24 protein-coding genes are annotated in these 24,284 nt (G+C 67.3%); 12 read left to right on the top strand and 12 right to left on the bottom strand.

The genetic code is table 11. From position 1 onward, the window contains the following. Positions 1-19 precede the first annotated feature (19 nt). Genes epmA through ligA form a run of 3 tightly spaced genes read right to left on the bottom strand, consistent with a single transcriptional unit; the run spans position 20 to position 3,980 of the window. Positions 20-976 carry an EF-P lysine aminoacylase EpmA gene (gene epmA / locus EZ304_RS03745; RefSeq protein WP_142806322.1) on the bottom strand — a complete coding sequence of 319 codons (957 nt, stop codon included), beginning with the start codon at positions 974-976 and terminating at the stop codon, positions 20-22. After that, positions 973-1,458, bottom strand: coding sequence for a GNAT family N-acetyltransferase (locus tag EZ304_RS03750; RefSeq protein WP_024957227.1), 486 nt, complete (start codon positions 1,456-1,458; stop codon positions 973-975). Before EZ304_RS03750 ends, epmA begins: the two co-directional genes overlap by 4 nt. A 50-nt stretch (positions 1,459-1,508) precedes the next feature. Continuing rightward, positions 1,509-3,980, bottom strand: a complete 2,472-nt coding sequence (gene ligA, locus EZ304_RS03755) for an NAD-dependent DNA ligase LigA (RefSeq protein ID WP_185959239.1) — start codon at positions 3,978-3,980, stop codon at positions 1,509-1,511. Positions 3,981-4,262: 282 nt separating this feature from the next. Between ligA and EZ304_RS03760 the strand changes: the two genes are divergently transcribed. Continuing rightward, complete coding sequence (locus EZ304_RS03760) at positions 4,263-5,387, top strand: pyridoxal phosphate-dependent aminotransferase (protein ID WP_142806324.1); 1,125 nt, start codon at positions 4,263-4,265, stop codon at positions 5,385-5,387. Positions 5,388-5,482: 95 nt separating this feature from the next. On the opposite strand, the gene zipA is transcribed toward EZ304_RS03760, so the two are convergent. From zipA to EZ304_RS03795, 7 genes are all read right to left on the bottom strand, one after another. Next, on the bottom strand, positions 5,483-6,220 hold the full coding sequence (gene zipA / locus EZ304_RS03765; protein WP_099552369.1) for a cell division protein ZipA: 738 nt from the start codon (positions 6,218-6,220) through the stop codon (positions 5,483-5,485). Between the two features lie 46 nt (positions 6,221-6,266). Next, positions 6,267-9,770 (bottom strand): chromosome segregation protein SMC, encoded by a 3,504-nt coding sequence (gene smc, locus EZ304_RS03770; RefSeq protein WP_142806325.1) that lies wholly within the window; start codon positions 9,768-9,770, stop codon positions 6,267-6,269. Positions 9,771-10,029: 259 nt separating this feature from the next. Beyond that, the gene (gene rplI, locus EZ304_RS03775) at positions 10,030-10,479 is read right to left on the bottom strand and encodes a 50S ribosomal protein L9 (protein WP_049408589.1); all 450 of its coding nucleotides are present in this window, start codon (positions 10,477-10,479) and stop codon (positions 10,030-10,032) included. A gap of 104 nt (positions 10,480-10,583) precedes the next feature. Continuing rightward, the gene (gene rpsR / locus EZ304_RS03780; RefSeq protein ID WP_142806326.1) at positions 10,584-10,814 is read right to left on the bottom strand and encodes a 30S ribosomal protein S18; all 231 of its coding nucleotides are present in this window, start codon (positions 10,812-10,814) and stop codon (positions 10,584-10,586) included. Positions 10,815-10,825: 11 nt separating this feature from the next. Next, entirely contained in the window at positions 10,826-11,263 is a 438-nt protein-coding gene (gene rpsF / locus EZ304_RS03785; protein ID WP_005410228.1) for a 30S ribosomal protein S6, read from the bottom strand. 169 nt (positions 11,264-11,432) lie between these two features. Then, positions 11,433-11,975: a CbrC family protein gene (locus tag EZ304_RS03790; RefSeq protein WP_142806327.1), complete on the bottom strand. Its 543-nt coding sequence runs from the start codon at positions 11,973-11,975 to the stop codon at positions 11,433-11,435. Positions 11,976-12,068: 93 nt separating this feature from the next. Then, a complete protein-coding gene (locus tag EZ304_RS03795) occupies positions 12,069-12,407 on the bottom strand; it encodes a HesB/IscA family protein (RefSeq protein ID WP_006376495.1) in 339 nt (112 codons plus the stop codon). A gap of 128 nt (positions 12,408-12,535) precedes the next feature. Here EZ304_RS03795 and asnS point away from each other — a divergent pair, with 128 nt between their 5' ends. The 11 genes from asnS to EZ304_RS03850 all read left to right on the top strand — a co-directional run bounded on the left by asnS (position 12,536) and on the right by EZ304_RS03850 (position 22,068). Further along, positions 12,536-13,930, top strand: a complete 1,395-nt coding sequence (gene asnS / locus EZ304_RS03800; protein ID WP_099552373.1) for an asparagine--tRNA ligase — start codon at positions 12,536-12,538, stop codon at positions 13,928-13,930. A gap of 29 nt (positions 13,931-13,959) precedes the next feature. Next, positions 13,960-14,259 (top strand): hypothetical protein, encoded by a 300-nt coding sequence (locus EZ304_RS03805; RefSeq protein WP_005410232.1) that lies wholly within the window; start codon positions 13,960-13,962, stop codon positions 14,257-14,259. 7 nt (positions 14,260-14,266) lie between these two features. Beyond that, the gene (locus EZ304_RS03810; RefSeq protein WP_142806328.1) at positions 14,267-14,581 is read left to right on the top strand and encodes a hypothetical protein; all 315 of its coding nucleotides are present in this window, start codon (positions 14,267-14,269) and stop codon (positions 14,579-14,581) included. A 7-nt stretch (positions 14,582-14,588) separates the two neighbouring features. Then, a complete protein-coding gene (locus EZ304_RS03815) occupies positions 14,589-15,227 on the top strand; it encodes an FMN-binding negative transcriptional regulator (RefSeq protein ID WP_142806329.1) in 639 nt (212 codons plus the stop codon). Positions 15,228-15,299: 72 nt separating this feature from the next. Beyond that, complete coding sequence (gene can / locus EZ304_RS03820; RefSeq protein ID WP_014037740.1) at positions 15,300-15,962, top strand: carbonate dehydratase; 663 nt, start codon at positions 15,300-15,302, stop codon at positions 15,960-15,962. A 19-nt stretch (positions 15,963-15,981) separates the two neighbouring features. Beyond that, positions 15,982-16,503 (top strand): 3-hydroxyanthranilate 3,4-dioxygenase, encoded by a 522-nt coding sequence (locus tag EZ304_RS03825; protein ID WP_099552398.1) that lies wholly within the window; start codon positions 15,982-15,984, stop codon positions 16,501-16,503. A 162-nt stretch (positions 16,504-16,665) separates the two neighbouring features. Further along, positions 16,666-17,940, top strand: coding sequence for a kynureninase (gene kynU / locus EZ304_RS03830; protein ID WP_099552375.1), 1,275 nt, complete (start codon positions 16,666-16,668; stop codon positions 17,938-17,940). A gap of 31 nt (positions 17,941-17,971) precedes the next feature. Continuing rightward, entirely contained in the window at positions 17,972-19,339 is a 1,368-nt protein-coding gene (locus EZ304_RS03835; RefSeq protein ID WP_099552376.1) for an FAD-dependent oxidoreductase, read from the top strand. After that, on the top strand, positions 19,339-20,778 hold the full coding sequence (sbcB, locus tag EZ304_RS03840; RefSeq protein WP_142806330.1) for an exodeoxyribonuclease I: 1,440 nt from the start codon (positions 19,339-19,341) through the stop codon (positions 20,776-20,778). Before EZ304_RS03835 ends, sbcB begins: the two co-directional genes overlap by 1 nt. Beyond that, positions 20,775-21,461, top strand: a complete 687-nt coding sequence (locus tag EZ304_RS03845; RefSeq protein ID WP_005410240.1) for a DUF2461 domain-containing protein — start codon at positions 20,775-20,777, stop codon at positions 21,459-21,461. Before sbcB ends, EZ304_RS03845 begins: the two co-directional genes overlap by 4 nt. Before the next feature lie 55 nt (positions 21,462-21,516). Continuing rightward, positions 21,517-22,068, top strand: coding sequence for a DUF2939 domain-containing protein (locus tag EZ304_RS03850; RefSeq protein ID WP_142806331.1), 552 nt, complete (start codon positions 21,517-21,519; stop codon positions 22,066-22,068). A 366-nt stretch (positions 22,069-22,434) separates the two neighbouring features. Here the strand turns inward: EZ304_RS03850 and EZ304_RS03855 are convergent, their stop codons facing one another. Both EZ304_RS03855 and EZ304_RS03860 read right to left on the bottom strand, forming a co-directional pair. Next, the gene (locus EZ304_RS03855) at positions 22,435-23,379 is read right to left on the bottom strand and encodes a 5'-nucleotidase (RefSeq protein ID WP_005410242.1); all 945 of its coding nucleotides are present in this window, start codon (positions 23,377-23,379) and stop codon (positions 22,435-22,437) included. Positions 23,380-23,426: 47 nt separating this feature from the next. Then, on the bottom strand, positions 23,427-24,200 hold the full coding sequence (locus EZ304_RS03860) for an NAD kinase (RefSeq protein WP_049428363.1): 774 nt from the start codon (positions 24,198-24,200) through the stop codon (positions 23,427-23,429). Positions 24,201-24,284 lie beyond the last annotated feature (84 nt).

Genomic DNA, 24,284 nt, shown 5'->3' on the forward strand with positions numbered 1-24,284 from the left:
GTTCAGGAACGCACGTCGCTCATGCGTGGGCAAAGTCGTAGGCCAGCACGTCGGCGATGCGCGGCGTGCGGTTCATCGCCATCAGCAGGCGATCCACACCCACCGCAACGCCGGCGCAGGCCGGCATCGACGGCAATGCGGCCAGCAACGCTTCGTCCAGTGCCGGCTGCACCTGGCCGCGCTCGTGGCGCCGCTGCTGGTCACGCTGGAAACGCGCGCGCTGTTCGCCGGCGTCGTTCAGTTCGTGATAGCCGTTGGCCAGTTCCACCGCGCCCAGGTACAGCTCGAAACGCTCGGCCAGTGGCGGCGTGCCGGGGCGGATGCGCGCCAGCGCGGCCTGGCTGGCGGGCCAATCGTGGACCACGGTCATCACCGCGTCATCGAAGTGCGGCTGGATGCGATGGGTCATCAACAGGTCCAGCCAGTCGTCACGGGTCAACCCGACCGGATCGATGTGCACCTCGCCCAGCGCGACCCGCAATGCAGCCTCATCGGCCTCGAACGGGTCCACACCCACGTACTGCCGGAAGAGCTCGCGGTAGCTCAGCACGCGCAGCGTCGCACTGCGTCCGACCAGCGCCAGCGCCTGGGCAACCAGCTCGGCGGTCTCCTGCACCAGGCGATGATGATCCCAGCCAACCCGGTACCACTCCAGCATGGTGAATTCCGGGTTGTGGCGGCCGCCCGCCTCGCCATTGCGGAACACCCGGCCCAGTTCGTAACAGTCACCCACACCTGCCGCCAGCAGGCGCTTGAGCGGATACTCCGGCGAGGTGCGCAGCCAGCGGCGGCGTCCGCCGGCATCGACATGGCCGGTGAAATCGGTATGGAAGCTGTCGATGTTCGGCTCGGTGTTGCCGGCCACCGACAGGATCGGCGTTTCCACTTCCAGCACAGCGCGTTCGGCGAAGAAGCCCCGGACCAGCGCATTGAGCGCGGCGCGCTGCTGCAGCGCGCGCAGCAGGGCCTCGCTCACAGGATGCCCTCCGGGCGTGGGTGGTCCAGCGGCAGGGTCAGCAGATCGCGAGTGTCGTCGATGTAACCGCTCGCCAGGTAGAGGCGACGGGCCAGTTCGTTGTGGTGGTTCACTTCCAGGCGCAGGCGGCTGACACCACGGCCACGCGCACGCTGTTCGCAGATCGCCAGCGCCTGCTTGCCGCGGCCACGACCGCGCGCACGGTGGGCCAGGTACAGCTCGTCCAGCAGCATGAAGTGGCCGCCCTGTTCCAGGCTGAAGCCCATCGCGATCACTGCGTAACCGACCACCTCGCCCGCCTCGTCCAGCCACAACAGCACTTCGCCGTTGCGTGGGTCGGCCAGCAGTGCATCCACGCCGCGACGCACGCGCGCGTCGTCGAAGTCGATCCTGTCTTCGGCGTAGAACTCGCGCATCAACGCGATCAGCAGCTCCTCGTCAGCACGGGTGGCCAGGCGGAAATCCAGCGGGGCGGTCTGCATCGGTGTTCCTTCGTGTTTCATGCCGGGTGCGGGAGCACCCGACGGGGTCATCATTCGTGTTCGGCAAGATAGGCCAGCAGGCGGTCCTCGTCCCACACCGGCACACCCAGCGACTGCGCCTTGTCCAGCTTGGAGCCTGCCTCTGTGCCGGCCACCACGAAACTGGTCTTCTTTGAAACGCTGCCGGACACCTTGGCACCGAGGGCCTCCAGGCGCTCCTTGGCCGCATCGCGGGTGAGCTGGGCCAGGGTGCCGGTCAGCACCACGGTCTGCCCGTCCAGCGGACCGGCCACGATCTCGGCCAGCGCCGGCGCCTTGGCCAGGATCTGCCGCATCGCGTTCTCGGCGGCCAACAGCATCGCACCGTGGCCATCGGCGTCCAGCCACTCGGCCAGCCCGCGCGCCGTGTCATCCGGCAACCCGGCGTTGACGAACTGGCCATGCTCGGCGTCGAGCACCGCCTGAGCACCAGGCAACACGGCGATCAGCTTTTCCGCGCGCAGGCGGGTGATGCCGGGGATCTCCGACTCGACCAGCAGCTGCGCCAGATCCAGGCCTTCGCGCAGCTTGGCGCTGGGCGCGTGCACATCGCTGATGCGCACCTGGCCGACCTGCAGCAGGTCATCGATGGCCTGCTGGTTGCCCTGCTGCTCGAAGAAGTGGCCGAGCGACCGCGCCACTTCGCCACCGATGTCCGGCACGCGCTTGAACAACGGCCACGGCAGGTGGCGGATCAGTTCCAGGTCACCGAACCACTGCGCCAGCGCCTTGGCCGTGCTTTCGCCCACATGTTCGATGCCGAGCGCGAACAGCAGGCGCTCCAGCGTGGCGGCTCGGCTGGCGTCGATCGCTGCGATCAGGTTGTCGGCCCACTTGGTGGCGATCTTCTTCGTGTTCCATTCGAAGCTGGCCGGCTGCGCCAGCGCCTGCGCGCGCCAGCCCGGATCGTTGCCGTCCAGCTTGAGCACCGCATTGAGCACCGCACCACTGCCCTCGGCGGGCAGGTGCAACTTCAGCGCAGCGGCCAGTGCCGACGGATCCTCGGCGTCCAGCACCAGCTTCAGGTGCAACAGCTGGTCACGGCTGAGGCGGTACAGATCGGCCACGCTCTTGACGATGCCGGCGTCGACCAGGGTTTCGATGTACTTGTCGCCGAGGCCGTCGATATCCATCGCGCGGCGCGAGGCGAAATGGGCAATGGCCTCCTTGCGCTGCGCAGGGCAGGACAGCTCACCCGAACAGCGCCATGCGGCTGCACCCTCCTCGCGCACGATTTCCGAGCCGCACACCGGGCAGCGCGTCGGCATCTGCCACGGCGTGGTGCCCTGCGGGCGCCGGTCGAGGATGACGCTGACCACTTCCGGGATCACGTCGCCCGCACGGCGCACGATCACGCTGTCACCGACGCGGACGTCCAGGCGTGCGATCTGATCGGCGTTGTGCAGCGTGGCGTTGGACACGATCACGCCGGCCACGGCCACCGGCGCCAGGCGCGCGACCGGGGTGGCGGCACCGGTGCGGCCGATCTGGATCTCGATCGCCTCCACCGTGGTGCTCTGTTCCTGCGCCGGGAACTTGTGCGCGATGGCCCAGCGCGGCGCTCGCGAAACGAAGCCCATCGCCTGCTGACCCGCACGGTCATCGAGCTTGTAGACCACGCCATCGATATCGAACGGCAGGCCATCGCGGCGCTCACCGATATCGCGGTAGTAACCGAGCAGGCCGTCGGTGCCTTCCACCACCATGCACAGCTCACTGACCGGGAAGCCCCAGGCACCGAGCTGGGCCAGGGTACCCGAATGGGTGTCGGGCAGCTCGCCGCCCTGCACTTCGCCAATGCCGTAGGCGAAGAAACTCAGCCTGCGCTGCGCACTGATCTTCGGGTCGAGCTGGCGCAGCGAACCGGCCGCCGCGTTGCGCGGATTGGCCAGCACCTTGCCGCCCTGCAGGCGTGCACGTTCGTTGTAGGCCTCGAAGTCGGCACGGGCCATGTAGACCTCGCCGCGCACCTCCAGCACATCCGGCCAGTCCTTGCCGTGCAGGCGCTTGGGAATGTCACCGATCTCGCGCAGGTTGGCGGTCACGTCCTCGCCGGTACTGCCATCGCCACGGGTCGCGCCGAGCACGAAATGACCATCCTCGTAGCGCAGGCTGATCGCCAGGCCGTCCATCTTCGGCTCGGCCGAGAACTGCAGGCTGCGGCGGCCCAGGCGCTCATCGATGCGACGCACGAAATCGGCCACCTCCTCGTCGCTGAAGGCATTGGACAGCGACAACATCGGTACCGCGTGGCGCACTTCCGGGAAGCGGCCGGAGGGGCGCGCACCGACCTGCTGGGTCGGGCTGTCGGCACGGGCCAGTTCCGGGTGCTCGCGCTCCAGCGCTTCCAGCTCGCGCACCATCCGGTCGTAGTCGACGTCGGGGATCTCCGGCGCGTCCAGCTCGTGGTAGGCGCGGTTGGCCTGGGCGATCTGCCGGCGAAGGTCTTCGGCGCGTTCGGCGGGGCTGGGGCTCATCGGGATCCGGTGGTTCTGGGATGGCCGGGGATTCTACCGCGCCCGGCCGTCAGGCCCTGTAACGCGCCCGCCTTTGTAGCGTCGAGCTTGCTCGACGGCCGCTCCCCCGCTCCGGTAGGTGCCAACGCTCGCCCCCGTTCCGGTGCCAACCTTCTCCTCCCGCTCCGGTAGGTGCCAACCTTGGTTGGCACGTCTGTAGTCGAGCATGGCTCGACGCTACAAAAAGCAGCTTGCCGCCCACCCTCACCGGCGCTAGCGTGCGACGGTCTGCCCTTCGGAATCCTGCCCGTGACCCTGCCCGCTTCCCGTCGACGCTTCCTGCAACTGGCCGGTGCCGGCCTCGCCGTCGCCGGCAGCGGGCTGCCGCAGCTCGGCCATGCCCAACCCGCGACAGCCGCCGCTCCTGCCCCCGCCGAAGGTGCAGTGCTGCTGAATTTCAACGAATGCCCCTACGGCCCCTCGCCCGCTGCCCAGCAGGCGGCGCGCGACAGCATCGCCGGTTGCGGCCGCTATCGTTTCGCGCTGGCCGGACAGGTGCGCGACGCCTTCATCGAACAGGCACGCGTTCCGGCTGATCACGTGCGGCTCTATCCGGGTTCCAGCGAACCGCTGAACCGTGCCGCCGTGCTATGGACCGGCCCGCAGGCGGGACTGGTCGTCGCCGACCCGACCTTCGAGACGCTGGGCGAGGTCGCTGCCGCACACGGTGCGCACGTGCAGAAAGTGCCACTGCGCGACGACGGAGCACATGACCTGCGCGCAATGGTCGCCGCCGCACACGCACGCCCGACCGGGCTGCTGTATGTGTGCAACCCGAACAACCCGACCGGCTCGATCAGCCCGCCGGATGAGCTCGCCTGGCTGCTGGCCCACAAGCCAGCCTCCACCCGCGTGTTGTTGGACGAGGCCTACCTGCAGTACAGCGAACAGCCGAGCCTGATCGCTCAGGTGGCGCAGCGCGATGACCTGATCGTGTTGCGCACGTTCTCCAAGCTCTTTGGCATGGCCGGCCTGCGCCTGGGCGTGGCGGCCGCGCATCCCGACCGCCTGCGCGAACTGGCCAGCCTGGGCGACAACCCGCTGCCCGTGCCAGCGCTGGCCGCTGCACTGGCCAGCCTGCGCGATCCGCAGTTGATTCCGCAGCGCCGCCTGCAGAATGCCAAGGTGCGGCAGGCCACCATCGCGTGGCTGGGCAAGCGTGGTTTCAGCTGCGTGCCGTCGGAAGCGAACTGCTTCGTGGTCGACGTCCAGCGCGACGGCAGCGCGTTCGCCAAGGCAATGGCCGACAACGGCGTGGTGATCGGGCGAAGCTGGCCGATCTGGCCGCAGCGCGTGCGCGTAACGGTGGGCACCGAAGACGAAATGGCCGCGTTCCGCCGCGCATTCGCGAAGGTGGCCGGCGTACCGGCCTGACCCTGTTGGTGGGGGCGAACCTTGGTTCGCCCCATCCACGCATGGCGTGGATCTACTGTTGTGGGTGCCGACCGTTGGTCGGCACACCATAGCGCTTACCAGCGCGGGGTCTTGGTCAGCGGCGGCGCCTGGTGCTGGCGGTCGTAGGCGCGCAGCTCGTCACGGATGTGCGCGATACGCTGGCGACCCAGGGCGTTGCGGCTGTCATCCAGCACCACGCCATCCAGCAGTTCGGCCATGCGCTGAACGGTCGGCAGCATTTTCTCCCAGGCGTCCAGCGCGGTCAGCGGCGCCGGCAGGGTCAGGAAGAAAGCGATGGCCGGGGTTTCCATGGCGCGGATGTTGGCCATGTCGAAGCTGCCCGGCTTCATGATGCTGGCCATCGAGAAGATCGGGCCGCGCTCGGGGTGGCCTTCCACCAGCCGGTGGAACACGTTCATGTGGCCGAACACCAGGCCGGTCTTCTCGGCCGCCACCACGATGTCCTCACCACGCAGCTGTTCACCGGCGCGGGCGGCCACGAACAACGAGACGATCTTGTCGAAGTCCTGGGTGGCACGCTTGCCGAGGTCGCTGGCGCCCGGGTCGGTTTCGCCCAGGCCGAGTTCGGCCTGCTCGCCTTCCGCGCCCATGCCCGGTTCGACGCGGCCATCGGCCACGGTGACGCCGTCTTCGCCCAGCACCGGTTCGCGGCGCTCGCCGCTGGTCGGTTCCGCGCCTTCCACGCGGCGCCCCTGGGGCTTCTTTTTCGGACGGCCAAACAGGAAGATCGCGGCGATCAACAGCAGGCCGGCGGCCAGGATGCCGATGCGCAACAGTGCCGTGTCGGACATTCGATAGGTTCTCCGGCTAGTTCATTCAGGTAACTAGGATGGCACGTCAGGCCGCGCCCGCCAATCGCGCGGCTTCTTCCAGGTCCACGCTGACCAGGCGGCTGACGCCCGGCTCGCGCATGGTCACGCCCGACAGCTGGTGCGCCGCCTCCATCGTCGCCTTGTTGTGGCTGACGAACAGGAACTGCACCTTCTCGCTCATTTCCTTGACCATGTTGGCCAGGCGGCCGACGTTGGCTTCGTCCAGCGGCGCGTCCACCTCGTCCAGCAGGCAGAACGGCGCGGGATTCAGCTGGAAGATGGCGAACACCAGCGCCACTGCGGTCATCGCTTTCTCGCCGCCGGACAGCAGCGAGATGCTGGACACGCGCTTGCCCGGCGGGCGCGCCATGATGGTCACGCCGGTGTCGAGCAGGTCTTCACCGGTCAGCTCCAGGTAGGCGTGGCCGCCACCGAACAGGCGCGGGTACAGCGCCTGCACGCCAGCATTGACACGATCAAAGGTGTCCTTGAAGCGGCCGCGGGTCTCGCGGTCGATCTTGCGGATCGCATCTTCCAGGGTTTCCAGCGCCGTGGTCAGGTCGGTGTGCTGCGAATCCAGGTAATCCGAGCGCTGCGAGGCCTCGCCGTACTCGTGGATGGCAGCCAGGTTGACCGGCTCCAGCCGGCGCATGCGGCCATCGATCTGGTGCACGGCCTGCTCCCAGTCGCCCAGGCGGGCATCCTCGGGCAGTGCGTTGAGCACGTCCTGCAGCACGAAGCCGGCCTTCTCCACCGCGCCCTGCAGGGTGTCCGCACTGAGCACCAGCGCCTGCTGGTCCAGCTTGCGCTGCGAAATGCGCTCGCGCTGGGCCAGCGCCTGCTCGTCGCGCTGGTGGCGGGTCTGTTCGTAGTTGCGCAGCTCGGCGTCGATGCCGTCCAGCAGGGTGCGCGCCTCGGTCAGCACGCGATCGGCCCGCACGCGCTCTTCCAGCGCGTTCTGGTGCTCGGCCTGCAGCGACTCGACCGGCGAATCACCTTCATCCAGCTGCGAATGCAGTTCGCCCAGCCGCGAATCCAGCTGCCCGCGCTGGGTGCCCATGCGTTCCAACGCCTGGCTCAACGAGGCCAGCTGCGCACGCTGCGATTCCAGGGTCAGCGCCAGCGAATGCGAGCGCTCACGCACCGCGCGTGCAGCATCGCGTGCCAGGTCGCGGGCCTCGGTCAGCTGGCGGCGCTCGCCCTCCAGCCGCTGCCGGGTCGATTCCAGGTCGCCCATGCTGCTGACCGCGTTCTCCAGCCGCGAGCGCGCTTCACGCGCCTGCTCGTTGTTGGCTTCCAGCGTTTCCTGCAACTGCTTCAGCTCACCTTCGATGCGGTCGATCCGCGTGCGCGCCGCTTCCACCTTGCCCTGCTGGCCCTGCAACTGGCCAGCCAGTTCAGAGACCGTACGATGGGTCTGGTACAGCGCACGCTGCGCGTCTTCGCGCTGCTGCTCGGCGGCCTGCAGCTGCTCGCGGAAGCCTGCCAGCTGTTCTTCCAGCTCGGCTTCGCGGTCCTGCAGCTGCTCGATCTGCTCACGCAGTTCGTTGATCTCACGTTCGCGCAGCAGCGCGCCCTGCTGGGCCGCACCGGAACGCGACACACCCAGCCAGCCCTCGCCCAGGCGCTCGCCGCCTTGGGTGATGATCGAATCGCCTTCCGGCAGGCTGGCCTGCAGCGCCTTGGCCTCGGACAGATCCTTGGCACCGTGCAGGTGCGCCAGCAGGCGACGGATCGCGGCCGGGCCACGCACGCGTGCAGCCAGCGAGGTCGGTGCAGCCTTGACGTCGGCACCGGCGTTGGCGACCAGCGCAATGTGGCCATCGCCAAGTTCGCCCAGCGCGTCGACCAGGCTGGCCGGGTCGTCGACCAGCACGCCTTCGATCAACTGGCCGAGCGCGCTTTCCACCGCGTTTTCCCAGCCCGCATCAACGTCCAGGCGTTCGCCGACACGCGCCGCCGAGTCCAACCCACGCGCCTTCAACCAGGCCACGGCCGCGCCCTGCTCCTGGCCCAGCGCGGCCTGCTGCAGGGTTTCCAGCGAGGCCAGCCTACCGCGCAGGCCGTTGGCCTGCTTGCGCAGTTCCGCCAGTTCGTTCTGGCCATTGCGCTGCTGTTCCTGCACCCCCACCACGCCCTGCTTGCGCAGCTCGACGTCTTCGCTCAATTCATCCAGCGCGGTCTTCTGCGTGTCGTGCTGCAGGTGCAGCTGCTCGAAGGCTTCTTCCAGCGCATCCACGTCCAGGCCGGCGCGTTCGGCGGCCAGCGCTTCGCGACGCCGGTCGGCGTCGAGGATCTGCTTGTCCAGATAGTCCACGCGCGTGCGCTCGACGTCGCCGGCGCGCGAGGCCTCCGAACTCTGCGAGGTGTGCTGTTCCCAGCGCTGCTGCCAGCTGGCCAGCCGGTCTTCGGCCTCGCGCAGGCTTTCCTGCTTGATCTCGTTCTCTTCCTGCAGCTCCTCCAGCTGCGGAGTGGCAGCTTCCACCGCCTCGCGCAGCACCATCAGCTTGGCCTCGTCGCCGCTGATGTGCTGGCCCAGTTCGGCCAACGCCTGGCGGGTCTCGTCGCGCGCCTTGTGCAGGCGCTGCGACAGCTCGCGCTGGTGCTGGATCTGCTGTTCCAGGCGGGCCAGCGTGCTGCCGACCTGGTAGACCGCGGCCTGTGCGGTGTTCAGCGCATCGGCAGCCTCTTCGCGGCGCACGCGCGAGGTCTCGATGCGGGCCTCGGCGTCACGCTGATCGGCGATCAGCTGCTGCAGCCTGGTCTCTTCCTGCGACAGGCCTTCGCGCAGCTTCGACAAGCGCCCGTCGAGCCCACGGAACTCCAGCGTCTTCCACTCGGCGTCCTTGACCCGTCGCTCTTCCTGCAGCGCCTGGTACTGCTCGGCCTGCTTGGCCTGGCGCTTGAGATGCTCGAGCTGCTTGCTGATCTCGTCGCGCAGGTCACCCAGCCGGTCCAGGTTCTCGCGGGTGTGGCGGATGCGGGTCTCGGTCTCCTTGCGGCGCTCCTTGTACTTGGAGATGCCAGCCGCCTCTTCCAGGTACACGCGCAGGTCTTCCGGGCGCGCCTCGATGATCTGGCTGATCATGCCCTGCTCGATGATCGAGTAGCTGCGCGGGCCCAGGCCGGTGCCGAGGAACAGATCGGTGATATCGCGGCGGCGGCACTTGGTGCCGTTAAGGTAATAGTTGCTGGTGCCGTCGCGGCTGACCGTCCGTTTGACCGAGATTTCGTTGAACGAGGCGTACTCGCCGGAAATCGTGTGGTCGGAGTTGTCGAAGATCAGCTCGACGGTGGCCTGCGAGACCGGCTTGCGGGCATTGGAACCGGAGAAGATCACGTCGGTCAGCGAGTCGCCGCGCAGGCGGCTGGCCGAACTTTCGCCCATGACCCAGCGCACGGCGTCGATGATGTTCGACTTGCCGCAGCCGTTGGGCCCCACCACGCCGGTCATGTTGGTCGGCAGGTGCAGGGTGGTCGGATCGACGAACGACTTGAAGCCGGACAGCTTGATCGTGGAAAGACGCATAGGGGTTCCGGACTGGGGCCGGCAAGCGGCCTGCGTTTACCCTCCAAGTCATTGATCCTGTTGGGATCGATGCCCGTGGAACGGGTGTGACGCCCTGAGTATACCGATGTGGCCGTGTTCTACGAATGGGCGTGGAACATTGTCCAGCCCCACCCCGTCCGCCGGACGTGGCCCGACGCCACGAAACGGAGCCATAAAGCAAAACGGGCACCCTTGCGGGCGCCCGTTCTGCGGTGATTCCAGGCCTTGCGGCGCGGGATCAGGCTTCGGCGACGACGACGACCTTGACGGTGGTCTCGACGTCGGCGTGCAGGTGGATCAGCACGTCGTATTCGCCGATGTTGCGGAAGGCGCCCTCGCCCAGGATGACTTCGCTCTTGCTGACCGGCAGGCCGGCAGCGGTGAAGGCATCGGCGATTTCGCGGGCGCCGACCGAGCCGTACAGCTTGCCTTCGGTCGAAGCGTTGGCCGGGATGGTCACGCTCGCGCCTTCCAGCTTCGCCTTGCGGGCGTCAGCGTCGGCGTGGATGGCCTGGGCCTTGGCTTCGTATTCGGCGCGCTTGGCTTCGAACTCGGCCTTGTTGCTCTCGGTGGCCGGAACGGCCTTGCCCTGCGGCACGAGGAAGTTACGGCCGTAGCCCGGCTTCACATCGACCAGGTCGCCCAGGTTGCCGAGGTTGGTGACTTTCTGCAGGAGGATCAGCTGCATGGTATTGCTCCAGATGAGTTATTCGTTAGCGAGGCGATGCCCCGCAACAAAGGCTGTCCGAATAGCTGGCACAGCGGGGCGGCACCGGGCCGCCCCGCCGGGCATCAGACGTCGTGGTTGTCGGTGTACGGGATCAGGGCCAGGAAGCGAGCGCGCTTGACGGCGGCCGCCAGCTGGCGCTGGTACTTCGACTTGGTACCGGTGACGCGGCTCGGCACGATCTTGCCGTTCTCGGTCAGGTACTGGCGCAGGGTGTTGAGATCCTTGTAGTCGATCTCCTTCACACCTTCAGCAGTGAACTTGCAGAACTTGCGGCGACGGAAGAACTTGGACATGGGAAGGCTCCTTAGGCGGCGGAAGCGGCGTCGTCGCCGGCTTCGTTGTCAGCGGTGTTGTTGGACTCGCCTTCTTCGTCGTCACGACGACGGCGCTCACCGCGCTCCGGCTTGTCACCCTTCTCGTCCTTGCTCTTCATGATCAGCGACTGCTCGGTGTCAGCCTCGTCACGCTTGATGACCAGGTTGCGCAGCACGGCGTCGTTGAAGCGGAAGCTCTCGGTCAGTTCGTTCAGAACGGCCTGGTCGGCTTCGATGTTCATCAGCACGTAGTGGGCCTTCACCAGGTTCTGGATCGGGTACGCCAGCTGGCGGCGGCCCCAGTCTTCCAGACGGTGGATGGTGCCGTTGCCGTTCTCGACCAGCGACTTGTAGCGCTCGATCATGGCCGGGACCTGCTCGCTCTGGTCCGGGTGGACCATGAACACGATTTCGTAATGACGACTCATGTTTTTTTCTACCTTTCGGATGTGGCCTTGCGGCCGGACAGCCCCCCGCCGTTGAGACCGCGGTGGGGCAAGGATTCCCGCCAGGGAGGCAGGAAGCCGCGCATTATGGCGCAGTTGGGGATGGCGGGCAACCGGGCGGCCACGGGACAACCTGAACCCGCCAGCGTATTCAGCCCAGATCGACGTGAAGGCGATGCTGGCCGCATTCCAGGCACTGGAACAGGCAGCCGACCATCATCCCGTCCCGGCTCAGGTGCGCCAGCACCCAGTCGGCGTCGCGTGGATTGACCGCCGCCACATCGGGCCGGACCTGGTCGAGGATGGGCAGCAGGTCTTCGCTGCCGGCGAAGCCGAGGAAGGCGCAGGGCCGCTCACAGTGGCTCAGCCAGACCGACTGCTGCCAGGACGAGTAGCCCGGCGTGCGCTCGCAGATTTCCAGCAGCAGCTCGCGGGCGATGGTCGGCGGCGGGTCGGCCGGGTCCGGAGACACCCCTTCGATATCGCACCAGCCGGTGAATTCACCCTCGTAGCTGGCCGCCGCCCTGCCATCGGCGATACACCAGGGGCACAGGTAATCGGGGCTCAGAACGGAGTAGAACGGCCCCCGGTAGCGCAGTGCGCGCGGCTGACCGCAGCAGTCGCAGACCCCGACGACCTCTTCGAAGGAGAGGGTGTAGGCGTTGGGGTGATGAATGAAAAGCGGTCGTTCCATCCGTGGATCCCCTCCCTGCCGACCAAGGTCGGCATCTACCAGGGCAGCCCCCGGTAGCGCCGGGCCACGCCCGGAGCATGCCAGAACCAGCCTTCAGGCCTTGTCGGCGTCGGTGGTGAAGCTCTCGCCGCAACCACACTCGGCGGTGGCGTTGGGGTTGCTGAACGTGAACGTCTCGCTCAGGCCATGCTTGCCGAAGTCGATCACGGTGCCGTCCACCAGCGCCAGGCTCTTGGCATCGACATAGATCTTCACGCCATCCTGGTCGAACACGGTATCGCCCTCGCGCTCGTCGCGGGCCAGGTCGGTGATGTGACCCCAGCCCGAGCAACCGGTCTTGGTCACGCCGAAACGCAGGCCCAGCGCGCCGGGGGTCTGGGCGACAAAGCGCTGCACGCGCTCGAAGGCAATGGGGGTCAGGCTGACGGCCATGGGGCTACTCCAGAGGTACGGGGACATTATAAGGAGCCGTTGCCGCGAAAAATGCCTCGCAAGCAGAACGCTGCAACCGGTAAACTCCCGTGTTCACAGATCGAGTCGATCAGCAGAGGATTCAAGTCATGACGGTGGTCAGCGTTGAACATGCGCTTGCCGGGAAGATCCCGGAAGGCGGCGAAGTCACGGTACGCGGATGGGTGCGCACGGTGCGCGGTTCAGCGAATCTGGCCTTCGTCAATGTGAGCGACGGCTCCTGCTTCGCCCCGATCCAGGTCGTGGCCGGCGACAGCCTGGCCAATTTCGATGAGATCAAGCGCCTGACCAGCGGCTGCTCGGTCATCGCCACCGGCACCCTGGTGAAGTCGCAGGGCAAGGGCCAGTCGTTCGAGATCCAGGCCAGCGCGCTGGAGGTGGTCGGCTGGGTCGAAGACCCGCTCACCTACCCGATCCAGCCCAAGCCGATGTCGCCGGAGTTCCTGCGCGAAGTGGCGCACCTGCGCCCGCGCACCAACCTGTTCGGTGCGGTCACCCGCATCCGCAACTGCCTGGCCCAGGCCGTGCACCGTTTCTTCCACGAGAACGGCTTCAACTGGATCAGCACCCCGATCATCACCACCTCCGACGCCGAAGGCGCCGGCCAGATGTTCCGCGTGTCCACCCTGGACATGGTGAACCTGCCGCGTGACGAGAAGGGCGCGATCGATTTCAGCCGCGACTTCTTCGGCAAGGAAACCTTCCTGACCGTGTCCGGCCAGCTGAATGTCGAGGCCTACTGCCTGGCGCTGAGCAAGGTCTACACCTTCGGCCCGACCTTCCGCGCCGAGAACAGCCACACCACCCGCCACCTGGCGGAGTTCTGGATGATCGAGCCGGAAATCGCCTTCGCCGACCTGGCCGAAGACGCACGCCTGGCCGAAGAGTTCCTGAAGTACCTGTTCCGCGCGGTGCTGAACGAGCGCAGCGACGACCTGGCCTTCATCGCCGAGCGCGTGGACAAGAACGCGATCACCAAGCTGGAAGATTTCATCAACGCACCGTTCGAGCGCATCGACTACACCGATGCGGTCAGCCTGCTGCAGAAGTCCGGCAAGAAGTTCGACTTCCCGGTCGAATGGGGCCTGGACCTGCAGACCGAGCACGAGCGCTGGCTGACCGAGGAACACGTCGGCCGCCCGGTGGTGGTGACCAACTATCCGGAGCACATCAAGGCCTTCTACATGCGCCTGAACGACGACGGCAGGACCGTTGCCGCGATGGACGTGCTGGCCCCGGGCATCGGCGAGATCATCGGCGGCAGCCAGCGCGAAGAGCGCCTGGACGTGCTGGACGCGCGCATGGCGCAGTTCGGCCTGGATCGTGAGCACTACAGCTGGTACCGCGATTTCCGCCGCTATGGTTCGGTGCCGCACGCCGGCTTCGGCCTGGGCTTCGAACGCCTGGTGGTGTACGTCTGCGGCCTGTCCAACATCCGCGATGCGATCCCCTACCCGCGCGCCCCGGGCAGCGCGGACTTCTAAGCCCCATACGACCACGGAGGTACTGCCCCATGACCCTGTTCTTCGCCCTCTGTTTCGTCGGCGTTGCAGTGGCCGGGTTCAGTGCCTTCGTGATCTTCTGGCCGCTGACCCTGGTGCATGTGCGCGACCGCCATCCGGCGCTCGCCGCGCGCTTCGGCAGCGGCGCCTTCCTCAAGCCCGATGCCCTGGCCTGGCTGCTGCGCCGTGACTATCGCCAGCAGCCGGACCGCTCGCTGTCCGGTCTGGCGACGCCGGCCTGGGTATCGCTGCTGACCCTGCTGGCCGGACTGGGCATGGCCGCCCTGCTCTGGCTGGCCTCGCTCTGGTAATACGCTCATGAATGACATCACCGCCTCGCGCGACAGCTGGTGGCTGGCCAGCCTCGGCAACACCCTGATCTGGGCGCGCCTGCGCGTGCGCCCCGCCGGCACCGCCGAAGTGCTCGACAGCGATGGCAACACGCTGAGCTATGACAGCGAAGACACCGCCCGTTCGCAGCTGTTCGACGCCGAGTTCGTCGAGTACGACGGCCTGGACGAGGAGGACGCGCTGGTGCGCGGCTTCAGCCTGCACGAAGTGCAGCCGCCGCAGGCCGACAGCGACGAGGGCCTGCGTGGCCACATGATCCAGTCGCTGGGCGGGCGCGCCTGACCCCGGCATGTTCACCCCGCGCGCCTTCGCCGAGACCGACCTGCTCTGGCTGGATCGCATGCTGGTGCGTGACCCGTTCGTCACCGTGCTCACCGTCGGCAGCGACGGCCTGCCCGAGCTGACCCGGATGCCGGTGCTGTACCACCGCGACGGCGAACACATCGAACTGCGCGGCCACTGGGCCCGCGCCAACCCGCAGTCGCGCCGAAGCGGCGCGGCCAAGGTACTGGTCGACGGCCCGCACGGCTATGTCTCGGCCAGCTGGTATCCGGACAAGGAGCCCGCCGCGCGGGTACCCACCTGGAACTACGCCGCCGCCGAGCTGCGTGGCCAGCTGCAGACCTTCGACGACACCGGTTCACTGGCCGAGCTGGTCGGCGCGATCAGCGACCGCTTCGAGGCCAGCGTCGGCCAGGACTGGCAGTTCGATGCCACGCGTGCCGAGCATGGCCCCGAGCTGCGCGCCATCGTCGGCTTCCGTTTCCAGGTCGAGCAGGTGCAGCTGAAGCTCAAGCTGAGCCAGAACCATCCCGATGCCAACCAGCGCGCAGTGATCGCCGAGCTGGAACAGCTGGGCACTCCCTCTTCCACCGAGTTGGCGCAGTGGATGCGCTGGCATCGCGAACAGGCCGCCCGCAGCGACTGAACGCCCCAGATTCCCGCGATGACGCAGCCGGATGGCTGCGGCGCGCCCACACCCGACGCCAGGGACCCGAACATGAAAGACATCCACAAGCTGCTGCAGAACAACCGCGACTGGGCCGACCGCATCGAGAAGGAAGACCCTGAGTTCTTCCACCAGCTGGCCAAGCAGCAGCACCCCGAGTACCTGTGGATCGGCTGCTCCGATTCGCGCGTGCCGGCCAACCAGATCATCGGCATGGCCCCGGGTGAAGTGTTCGTGCACCGCAACGTCGCCAACGTGGTCGCCCACACCGACCTGAACTGCCTGAGCGTGGTGCAGTACGCGGTGGACCAGCTGAAAGTGAAGCACATCCTGATCGTCGGCCACTACGGCTGCGGCGGCGTGCATGCCTGCCTGCACAACACCCGCGTCGGCCTGGCCGACAACTGGCTGCGCCACGTGGGCGATGTGATGCAGAAGCACACCGGCATCCTCGATGCGATCGAGACCGATGAGCTCAAGCACGCACGCCTGTGCGAACTGAACGTGATCGAGCAGGTTGCCAACCTGTGCCGCTCGACCATCGTGCAGGACGCCTGGGCCCGCGGCCAGAAGCTGATGGTGCACGGCTGGGTCTACAGCCTGAAGGACGGGCGCGTGCGCGAGATGGGCATCGACGTCGGTTCGCAGGAAGAGCTGCAGCCGGCGTATGAAAAGGCCCTGTCCTACGTCCCGCGCAAGGGCAAGCGCGACTGATCCCTTACGGATGACCACCATGCTCGCTTCGCCGATCAACCTGCACGCCTGGATCGAAGAAAACCGCCACCTGCTGAAGCCACCGGTGGGCAACAAGATGATCGACAACGGCGACTTCATCGTGATGGTGGTGGGCGGGCCGAACTCGCGTACCGACTTCCACTACGACGAAGGCCCGGAGTGGTTCTACCAGCTCGAAGGCGAGATGGTGCTGAAGGTGCAGGAGGACGGCGCGGTGCGCGACATCCCGATCCGGGCCGGCGAGATCTTCCTGCTGCCGGCCAAGGTGCCGCATTCGCCGCGGCGCCCGCCCGGTGGCATCGGCCTGGTGGTCGAGCGCAAGCGCCTGCCGCACGAGAAGGACGGCGTGATCTGGCATTGCGAACGCTGCAACCACAAGCTGCACGAAGAGTATTTCCCGCTGCAGAACATCGAAACCGACCTGCCCAAGGTGTTCGCGCGCTACCACGCCAGCCTGGAGCTGCGCACCTGCAGCGAATGCGGGCATGTGGACCCGCTGCCGGTGCCAGCCGCGGGCTGAGCCAGAGAACGGTCGTTGCCCACCTTGGTGGGCGTTTGCTCGCACGTGCGCCAACCAAGGTTGGCGACTACCGGGTCATGTGGCGCTGGCGTAAGGTTGGCAGCGCCCCGGCCAGGCCCCAGGCGCTACACTGGCAGCCCCGTTGCAGCCTGTTGCCCGACCATGTCCGACCTGCTCAGCCGCACCCACGCCATTGCCCTGGACGCCGCCGATCCGCTGCGCCCGCTGCGTAACGAATTCCTGATTCCGCGCCATGGCGGCGGCGAGCAGACCTACTTCGTCGGCAACTCGCTGGGCCTGCAGCCGCGTGGCGCTCAGGCCGCGGTGCAGGAAGTGATGAAGCAGTGGGGCGAGCTGGCGGTGGAAGGCCACTTCACCGGCCCGACGCAGTGGCTGTCCTACCACCGCCTGGTGAGCGCGCAGCTGGCCCGCGTGGTTGGTGCACTGCCCAGCGAAGTGGTGGCGATGAACACGCTGAGCGTGAACCTGCACCTGATGATGGTCAGCTTCTACCGGCCGACCGCGCAGCGCCCGGTGATCCTGATGGAAGCCGGTGCGTTCCCGACCGACCGCCACGCGGTGGAAGCGCAGATCCGTTTCCATGGGTTCGACCCGGCCGAGTGCCTGGTGGAAGTTCAACCGGACGAAGCCAGCGGAACGATCTCGCTCACCGCGATCGAGCGCGCCATCACCGAACACGGCCCGCGCCTGGCCCTGGTGCTGTGGCCCGGCGTGCAGTACCGCACCGGCCAGGCCTTCGACCTCGATGCAATCACCCGTGCCGCCCGCCTGCAGGGCGCGCGCATCGGCTTCGACCTGGCGCACTCGGTGGGCAACCTGCCGCTGCGCCTGCATGACATCGCACCCGATTTCGCCGTGTGGTGCCACTACAAATACCTCAACAGCGGCCCGGGTGCCGTGGCCGGTGCCTTCGTGCACGAGCGCCATCATCGCGACACCACCCTGCCGCGCTTTGCCGGCTGGTGGGGCCATGAGGAATCCACCCGCTTCCAGATGGCACCGCAGTTCACCCCCGCCATCGGTGCCGAAGGCTGGCAGCTCAGCAATCCGCCGATCCTCGGCCTGGCGCCGCTGCGCGCGTCGCTGGACCTGTTCGAGCGCGCCGGCATGGAGGCGCTGCGCAGCAAGTCGCTGGCCCTGACAGGCATGCTCGAAGCGCTTGTACGCGCACGCCTGTCCGGCGTGCTCGACATCATCACCCCGGCCGAGCCGCAACGCCGTGGCTGCCAACTGTCATTGCGCGTGATCGGTGGCCGCGAGCGCGGCCGCGCGCTGTTCGAGCACCTGCGCGGCATCGGCGTGCTGGGCGACTGGCGCGAGCCGGACGTGATCCGCATCTCGCCCACCCCGCTCTACAACCGCTACCTGGACGTGCACCATTTCGTCGAGGAAGTGGAAGCCTGGGCCGGCCTCTGAGCCGGTCCCTCCCCTACTGCTGGACAGTTCGTTGATCGCACACGCCTCCCGCTCGTTGAGCATTATCGGTGCCGGCCTCGCCGGGTCCCTGCTGGCCATCCTGCTGTCACGCCAGGGCTGGCGCATCACCCTGTACGAACGCCGCGGCGATCCGCGCGTGGCCGACTACGAGAGCGGCCGCTCGATCAACCTGGCGCTGGCCGAGCGTGGGCGCAACGCGCTGCGCCAGGCCGGTGTGGAAGACGAGGTCATGGCGCGCGCGGTGATGATGCGCGGCCGCATGGTGCATCCGCGCGAAGGCGAACCTCAGTTGCAGCGCTATGGCCGCGACGACAGCGAAGTGATCTGGTCGATCCACCGCAGCGACCTGAACACCACGCTGCTGGAACTGGCCGAACAGGCTGGCGCGACCGTGCACTTCCACCGCCGCCTGCACACCGTCGATTTCGATGCCGGCTACGCACGCTTCATCGATGACCGCGACGACAGCCCGCACGACATCCGCTTCGACACCCTGATCGGCGCCGATGGTGCAGGCTCGGCGCTGCGCGCGGCGATGAACCGGCGGGCGCCGCTGGGTGAGGACATCGCCTTCCTCGACCACTCCTACAAGGAGCTGGAAATTCCGCCGGCCGCCGACGGCAGCTTCCGCATCGAGCGCAACGCGCTGCATATCTGGCCGCGCGGCCACTACATGTGCATCGCCCTGCCCAATCACGAAGGCACCTTCACCGTCACGCTGTTCCTGCCCAACCAGGGCGACCCCAGTTTTGCCACGATCAACACCGGCGCACAGGCCGAAGCATTGTTCGCGCGCGAGTTCGCCGACACCCTGCCGCTGATCCCGAACCTGCGCGCGGACTGGGAACAGCACCCGCCGGGCCTGCTTGGCACGCTGACGCTCGATCGCTGGCACCAGCAGGGCCGTGCGGTACTGATCGGCGATGCCGCGCATGCGATGGTGCCGTTCCACGGACAGGGCATGAACTGCGCGTTCGAGGATTGCGTGGCTCTGGCCCGTCACCTGATGGAAGCGGATGATCTGGAGGGTGCGTTCGCCGCGTTCGAAGCCGAGCGCAAGCCGAACGCGCGTGCGATCCAGCAGATGGCGCTGGAGAACTACCTGGAAATGCGCGACCGCGTGGCCGATCCCGCCTTCCTGCTGCAGCGTGAGCTGGAGCAGGAACTGCAGCGGCGCTGGCCTACCCGCTTCGTGCCGCATTACACGATGGTCACCTTCCTGCATACGCCGTACGCGGAAGCCCTGCGCCGCACCGAGCTTCAACGCGACATGCTGGTGGCGGCCACGGCCGGCCTCGATTCACTGGACAACATCGACTGGGCGGCACTGGAAGCGCAGATCCATGCGCAGCTGCCGGTCCTGGAGGGCGCGCACTGATGGCTGACAGCTTCCTGTTCTACGACCTGGAAACCTTCGGACAGGACCCGCGGCGCACGCGCATCTCGCAGTATGCCGCGATCCGTACCGACGCCGATCTGAACGAGATCGACACCCCCGTCAGCTTCTTCGTGCGCCCGGCCGACGATCTGCTGCCCTCGCCGATGGCCACCCTGGTCACCGGCATCACCCCGCAGCAGGCACTGGCCGAGGGCATCAGCGAGGCCGAAGCCTTCGACCGCATCAACGAGCAGCTGTCGCGCCCCGGCACCTGCGCACTTGGCTACAACACGCTGCGCTTCGACGATGAATTCGTCCGCTACGGCCTGTTCCGCAACTTCCATGACCCGTACGAACGCGAGTGGCGCAACGGCAATTCGCGCTGGGATCTGCTGGACATGCTGCGGCTGATGCGCGCGATGCGTCCGGACGGCATCCAGTGGCCGCTGCGCGAGGACGGTGCCACCTCCTTCAAGCTCGAACACCTGGCCGAGGCCAACAACGTGCGCGAAGGCGATGCGCACGAAGCGCTGTCCGACGTGCGCGCCACGATCGGCATGGCGCGGCTGTTCAAGCAGTCGCAGCCGCGCCTGTGGGACTACGCCCTGAAGCTGCGCGACAAGCGTTTTGTCGGCAGCCTGCTGGATGTAACCGCGATGAAGCCGGTGCTGCACATTTCCATGCGCTATCCAGCCAGCCGCCTGTGCGCGGCGCCGGTGCTGCCGTTGGCCATGCACCCAACGATCAGCAACCGGGTGATCGTGTTCGACCTGGACGGCGACATCGACGACCTGCTGGCACTGCCGGCCGACGTGATCGCACAGCGCCTGTACATGCGCGCCAGCGAGCTGCCCGAGGGCGTTGCACGGGTGCCGCTGAAGGAGGTGCACGTCAACAAGGTGCCGGCGCTGATCGCCTGGAACCACCTGCGTGCCGACGACCACGAGCGCCTGGGCCTGGACGTGGCGGCCATCGAAGCCAGGATCGAGCGCCTGCGCGAATTCGCCCCACAGCTGGCGGAGAAGGCGCGCCAGGTCTACAACCAGCCGCGCGTGGCCACCGTGGCCGATGTCGATGCATCGCTGTACGACGGATTCCTCGGCAACGGTGACAAGCCGTTGCTGGCCCTGGCCCGTACCACCGCGCCTGATCAGCTGGCCGCGCTGGAAGGCCGCTTCCGTGACCCGCGCCTGCCCGAACTGCTGTTCCGTTACCGTGCGCGCAACCATCCCGGCAGCCTCGCGCCGGCTGAACGCCAGCGCTGGCAGGATTACCGCCGCCAGCGCCTGCTCGGAGACGGCGGCCTGGGCGAACTCAACCTGTCCCAGTACCAGCAGCAGCTGGATGCACTGGCCGCCGAAGCGCCCGAGGACACCCGGCGCCAGGTCCTGCTGCAATCGCTGCGCGACTGGGGCCAGCACCTGCAGGAGACGCTGTGAGCACTTATTTCTCGGACGCCAGCTTCAAGTTCCTGCGCAGCCTTGCGCGGCACAACGACAAGGCCTGGTTCAACGATCACCGCCAGCAGTATGAAGACCACGTGCGGCAGCCGTTCCTGCGCCTGCTTGGCGACCTCCAGCCGGCGCTGGCCGAGGTCAGCGAACACTTCCGCGCCGATACCCGCGGCGTCGGTGGCTCGTTGTTCCGCATCCATCGTGACGCGCGTTTTTCCAACGACAAGTCGCCGTACAAGACCTGGCAGGGTGCACGCCTGTTCCATGAGCGCCGCCGCGAAGTGGCCGCGCCCTCGTTCTACGTGCACCTGCAGCCGGGCGAGAGCTTCGTCGGCGCTGGCCTGTGGCATCCAGAACCCGAGACGCAGCGCCGCGTGCGCCACTTCATTCTCGACAACCCGGGCAGCTGGAAGGCCGCCGCGCATGCTCCGGCGCTGCGCAAGCGCTTCGACTTCGAGGAGAGCGAGAAGCTGGTGCGCCCGCCACGTGGCTTCCCGGCCGACTTCGAATTCATTGACGACCTCAAGCACCGCAACTGGGTGATGTGGCGCTCGCTGGACGACGCCACCATGACCGGCCCGCGCCTGTTGTCCACGCTGGGCAAGGACCTGGCTGGGCTCGGCCCGTTCGTCGACTACCTGTGCGCGGCGCTGGACCTGGAGTTCTGAGCCGCATCACCTGCCGTTCACCACTGGCTGCCTCACTTGCGGCAGTCTGGACAGCATGAAGAAGCTCACTGCACTGGCTGTGCTGCTGGTCCTGGCCTTGGCTGCGTGGTGGTTCGGTGGCCCGTACATGACCGTGCATGGCCTGTCCAAGGCCATCGAAGAACGTGACACGGCGCGACTGGAACGCTACGTCGATTTCCCGCGCGTGCGCAGCAGCCTGCGCGCGCAGCTCAATGACTATATGGTGCGCCAGGCCGGCCCGGATGTAGCGGCCAGCCCGTTCGGCGCCCTGCTCTACGGCCTGGCCGACCAGCTCGGCGGTGCTGCGGTGGACACCATGGTGACCCCGACCGGCATCGGCGCGATGCTGCAGGGCCACGTGCTGTGGAAGCGCGGCCGCAATGAACTGCAGGGCGGCGATGCCTTCGGCCCGACCGAACCGGCACGGCCGTTGAAAAACGCCGAGCATCACTTTGAAGCGCTGGACCGCTTCGTGATCGACGTTGATCGCGGCCCGGGCCAGCCGCCGTTGAAGGTGGTGCTGGAACCGCAGGGCCTGCGCTGGAAGGTGGTGGACCTGCAGTTGGGGATGTCAGGCAGCCCTTGATCGGACCCGTGGCCTGACGGCAATGCCAACCAGGGTTGGCAACTACCGGGACACAGCGCTCTGGTAGATGCCCACCTTGGTGGGCATGGATCCAGGACGGCGCCAACCAAGGTTGGCAACTACCGGGACACAGCGCTCTGGTAGATGCCCACCTTGGTGGGCATGGATCCAGGACGGCGCCAACCAAGGTTGGCAACTACCGGGACACAGCGCTCTGGTAGATGCCCACCTTGATGGGCATGGATCCAGGACGGCGCCAACCAAGGTTGGCGACTACCGGGGTACAGCGCTCTGGTAGATGCCCACCTTGGTGGGCGCCGATGCATGGCAGTGCCAACCAACGGTTGGCACCCACCCGGCATGGTTTCACCCCTCGTTGGCGACGCCATGCGGCACATGGCCGGCGGCCACGTGTTCGCGCGCACTGTCGATGTTGTGCTGCGAATCGTCGAAGAAGATGTCGGCGCCGAAGGCCTGCAGGAAGGGGCCCTTGTGGCGCCCACCAAGGAACAGCGCCTCATCCAGGCGCACACCCCACTCCCGCAGGGTGCGGATCACCCGCTCATGGGCCGGCGCCGAACGCGCGGTCACCAGCGCGGTACGGATCGGCGCACTCTCGCCGGCCGGGAACACTTCCTGCAGCGTATGCAGCGCCGAAAGGAAGCCGCGGAACGGTCCACCACTGAGCGGTTCGCGGGCGCGTTCACGCTCGTGGCGGCCAAACGCCTCCACGCCCTGCTCGCGCGAGATGCGCTCGCTCTCGTCGCCGAAGATCACAGCGTCACCGTCGAAGGCGATGCGCAGCTGCCCGGCCGGGCGACCGGTATCGATCTGGTCGGCCGCTGCTGCTGCAGTCTCGCCGGGCGGCTTGGGCAGGATGGTGGCCGCGGCGATGCCATGACGCAGCGCACTGCGCACCGATTCGGGGTTGGCCGACAGGAACAGGTCGGTACCGAATGGCTTCACGTACGGCCAGGTCGGTTCACCGGCAGTGAACGTGGCGCGGATGATGCCCAGGCCGTAGTGCTGGATCGAATTGAAGATGCGCAGGCCGGTATCGGCCGAGTTGCGCGACAGCAGGATCACCTCGACCCGCGGGTTCTCCGGGCTGGCACCCTGGTTCAGCGCCAGCAGCTTGCGCACCACCGGGAAGGCCACGCCGGGGCCGAGGATGTCGTCCTCGTGCTGGCGCTGGAATTCGGCGTACGCCGCCACGCCATCGCTCTCGAACAGCGCGTGGCTTTCCTCGAGGTCGAACAGGGCGCGCGAGGTCACCGCAACGGTCAGCAAACGGGGGGAGTTGTCGCCCATCGGTGGGGGTCCTTCAAGCGGTCGGCATGGCCGGCCGGCCATTGTCCTCAAAAAACGAACTGTTCGCTCAGGATCCTGTCTTCCAGGTTGTGCTCCGGGTCGAACAGCAGGGTCACGCGGCGGTCCTTCGACTCGCGGATGGTCACCTCGACCACGTCGCGGGTCTCATGCGAATCGGCGGTCACGCTGACCGGGCGCTTGTACGGATCGAGCACCCGGAAGCGCACCTCGGTATCGGCCTTCAGGATCGCGCCGCGCCAGCGCCGCGGCCGGTACGGGGCCAACGGCGTCAGCGCGATGGTGTGCGAGCCCAGCGGCAGCACCGGACCATGCGCGGAATAGTTGTAGGCGGTGCTGCCGGCCGGGGTGGCCACCAGCACGCCGTCGCCGATCAGTTCGGCCACGCGCTCCTGGCCGTTCAGGTCGATGCCGATATGCGCGGCCTGCCGGGTCTGGCGCAGCAGCGAAACATCGTTGTAGGCAAGCGAACCGGTACTGGTACCGGACTCGGTCAGCGCCACCATTTCCAGCGGGCGTAGATGGGCCGGCTCGGCGCGGGCGATGCGGGCATGCACATCTTCGTCGCCACGGTACTGGTTCATCAGGAAACCGACCGTGCCCAGCTTCATGCCGAACACCGGCTTGCCCAGATGCCCATGCCGGTGCAGGGTCTGCAGCATGAAGCCATCACCACCCAGCGGGCACAGCACGTCGGCCTGCTCGGGCGCGTAGTCGCCATAGCGCGACACCATGGCCGCGCGGGCCATCTGCGCGGGCTCGGTGGTGCTGGCCAGGAAAGCGATGCGGGGGGTGTCGCTCATCGGTGGATCCGGGTGGGTTTGATGGAGAGCATAACCGAGCGCCGGGAGTTGGACCCCGTGGGGCGGATGACCGGCATATCCGCC

This window comes from Stenotrophomonas maltophilia, assembly GCF_006974125.1.
Lineage (GTDB): Bacteria > Pseudomonadota > Gammaproteobacteria > Xanthomonadales > Xanthomonadaceae > Stenotrophomonas > Stenotrophomonas maltophilia_O.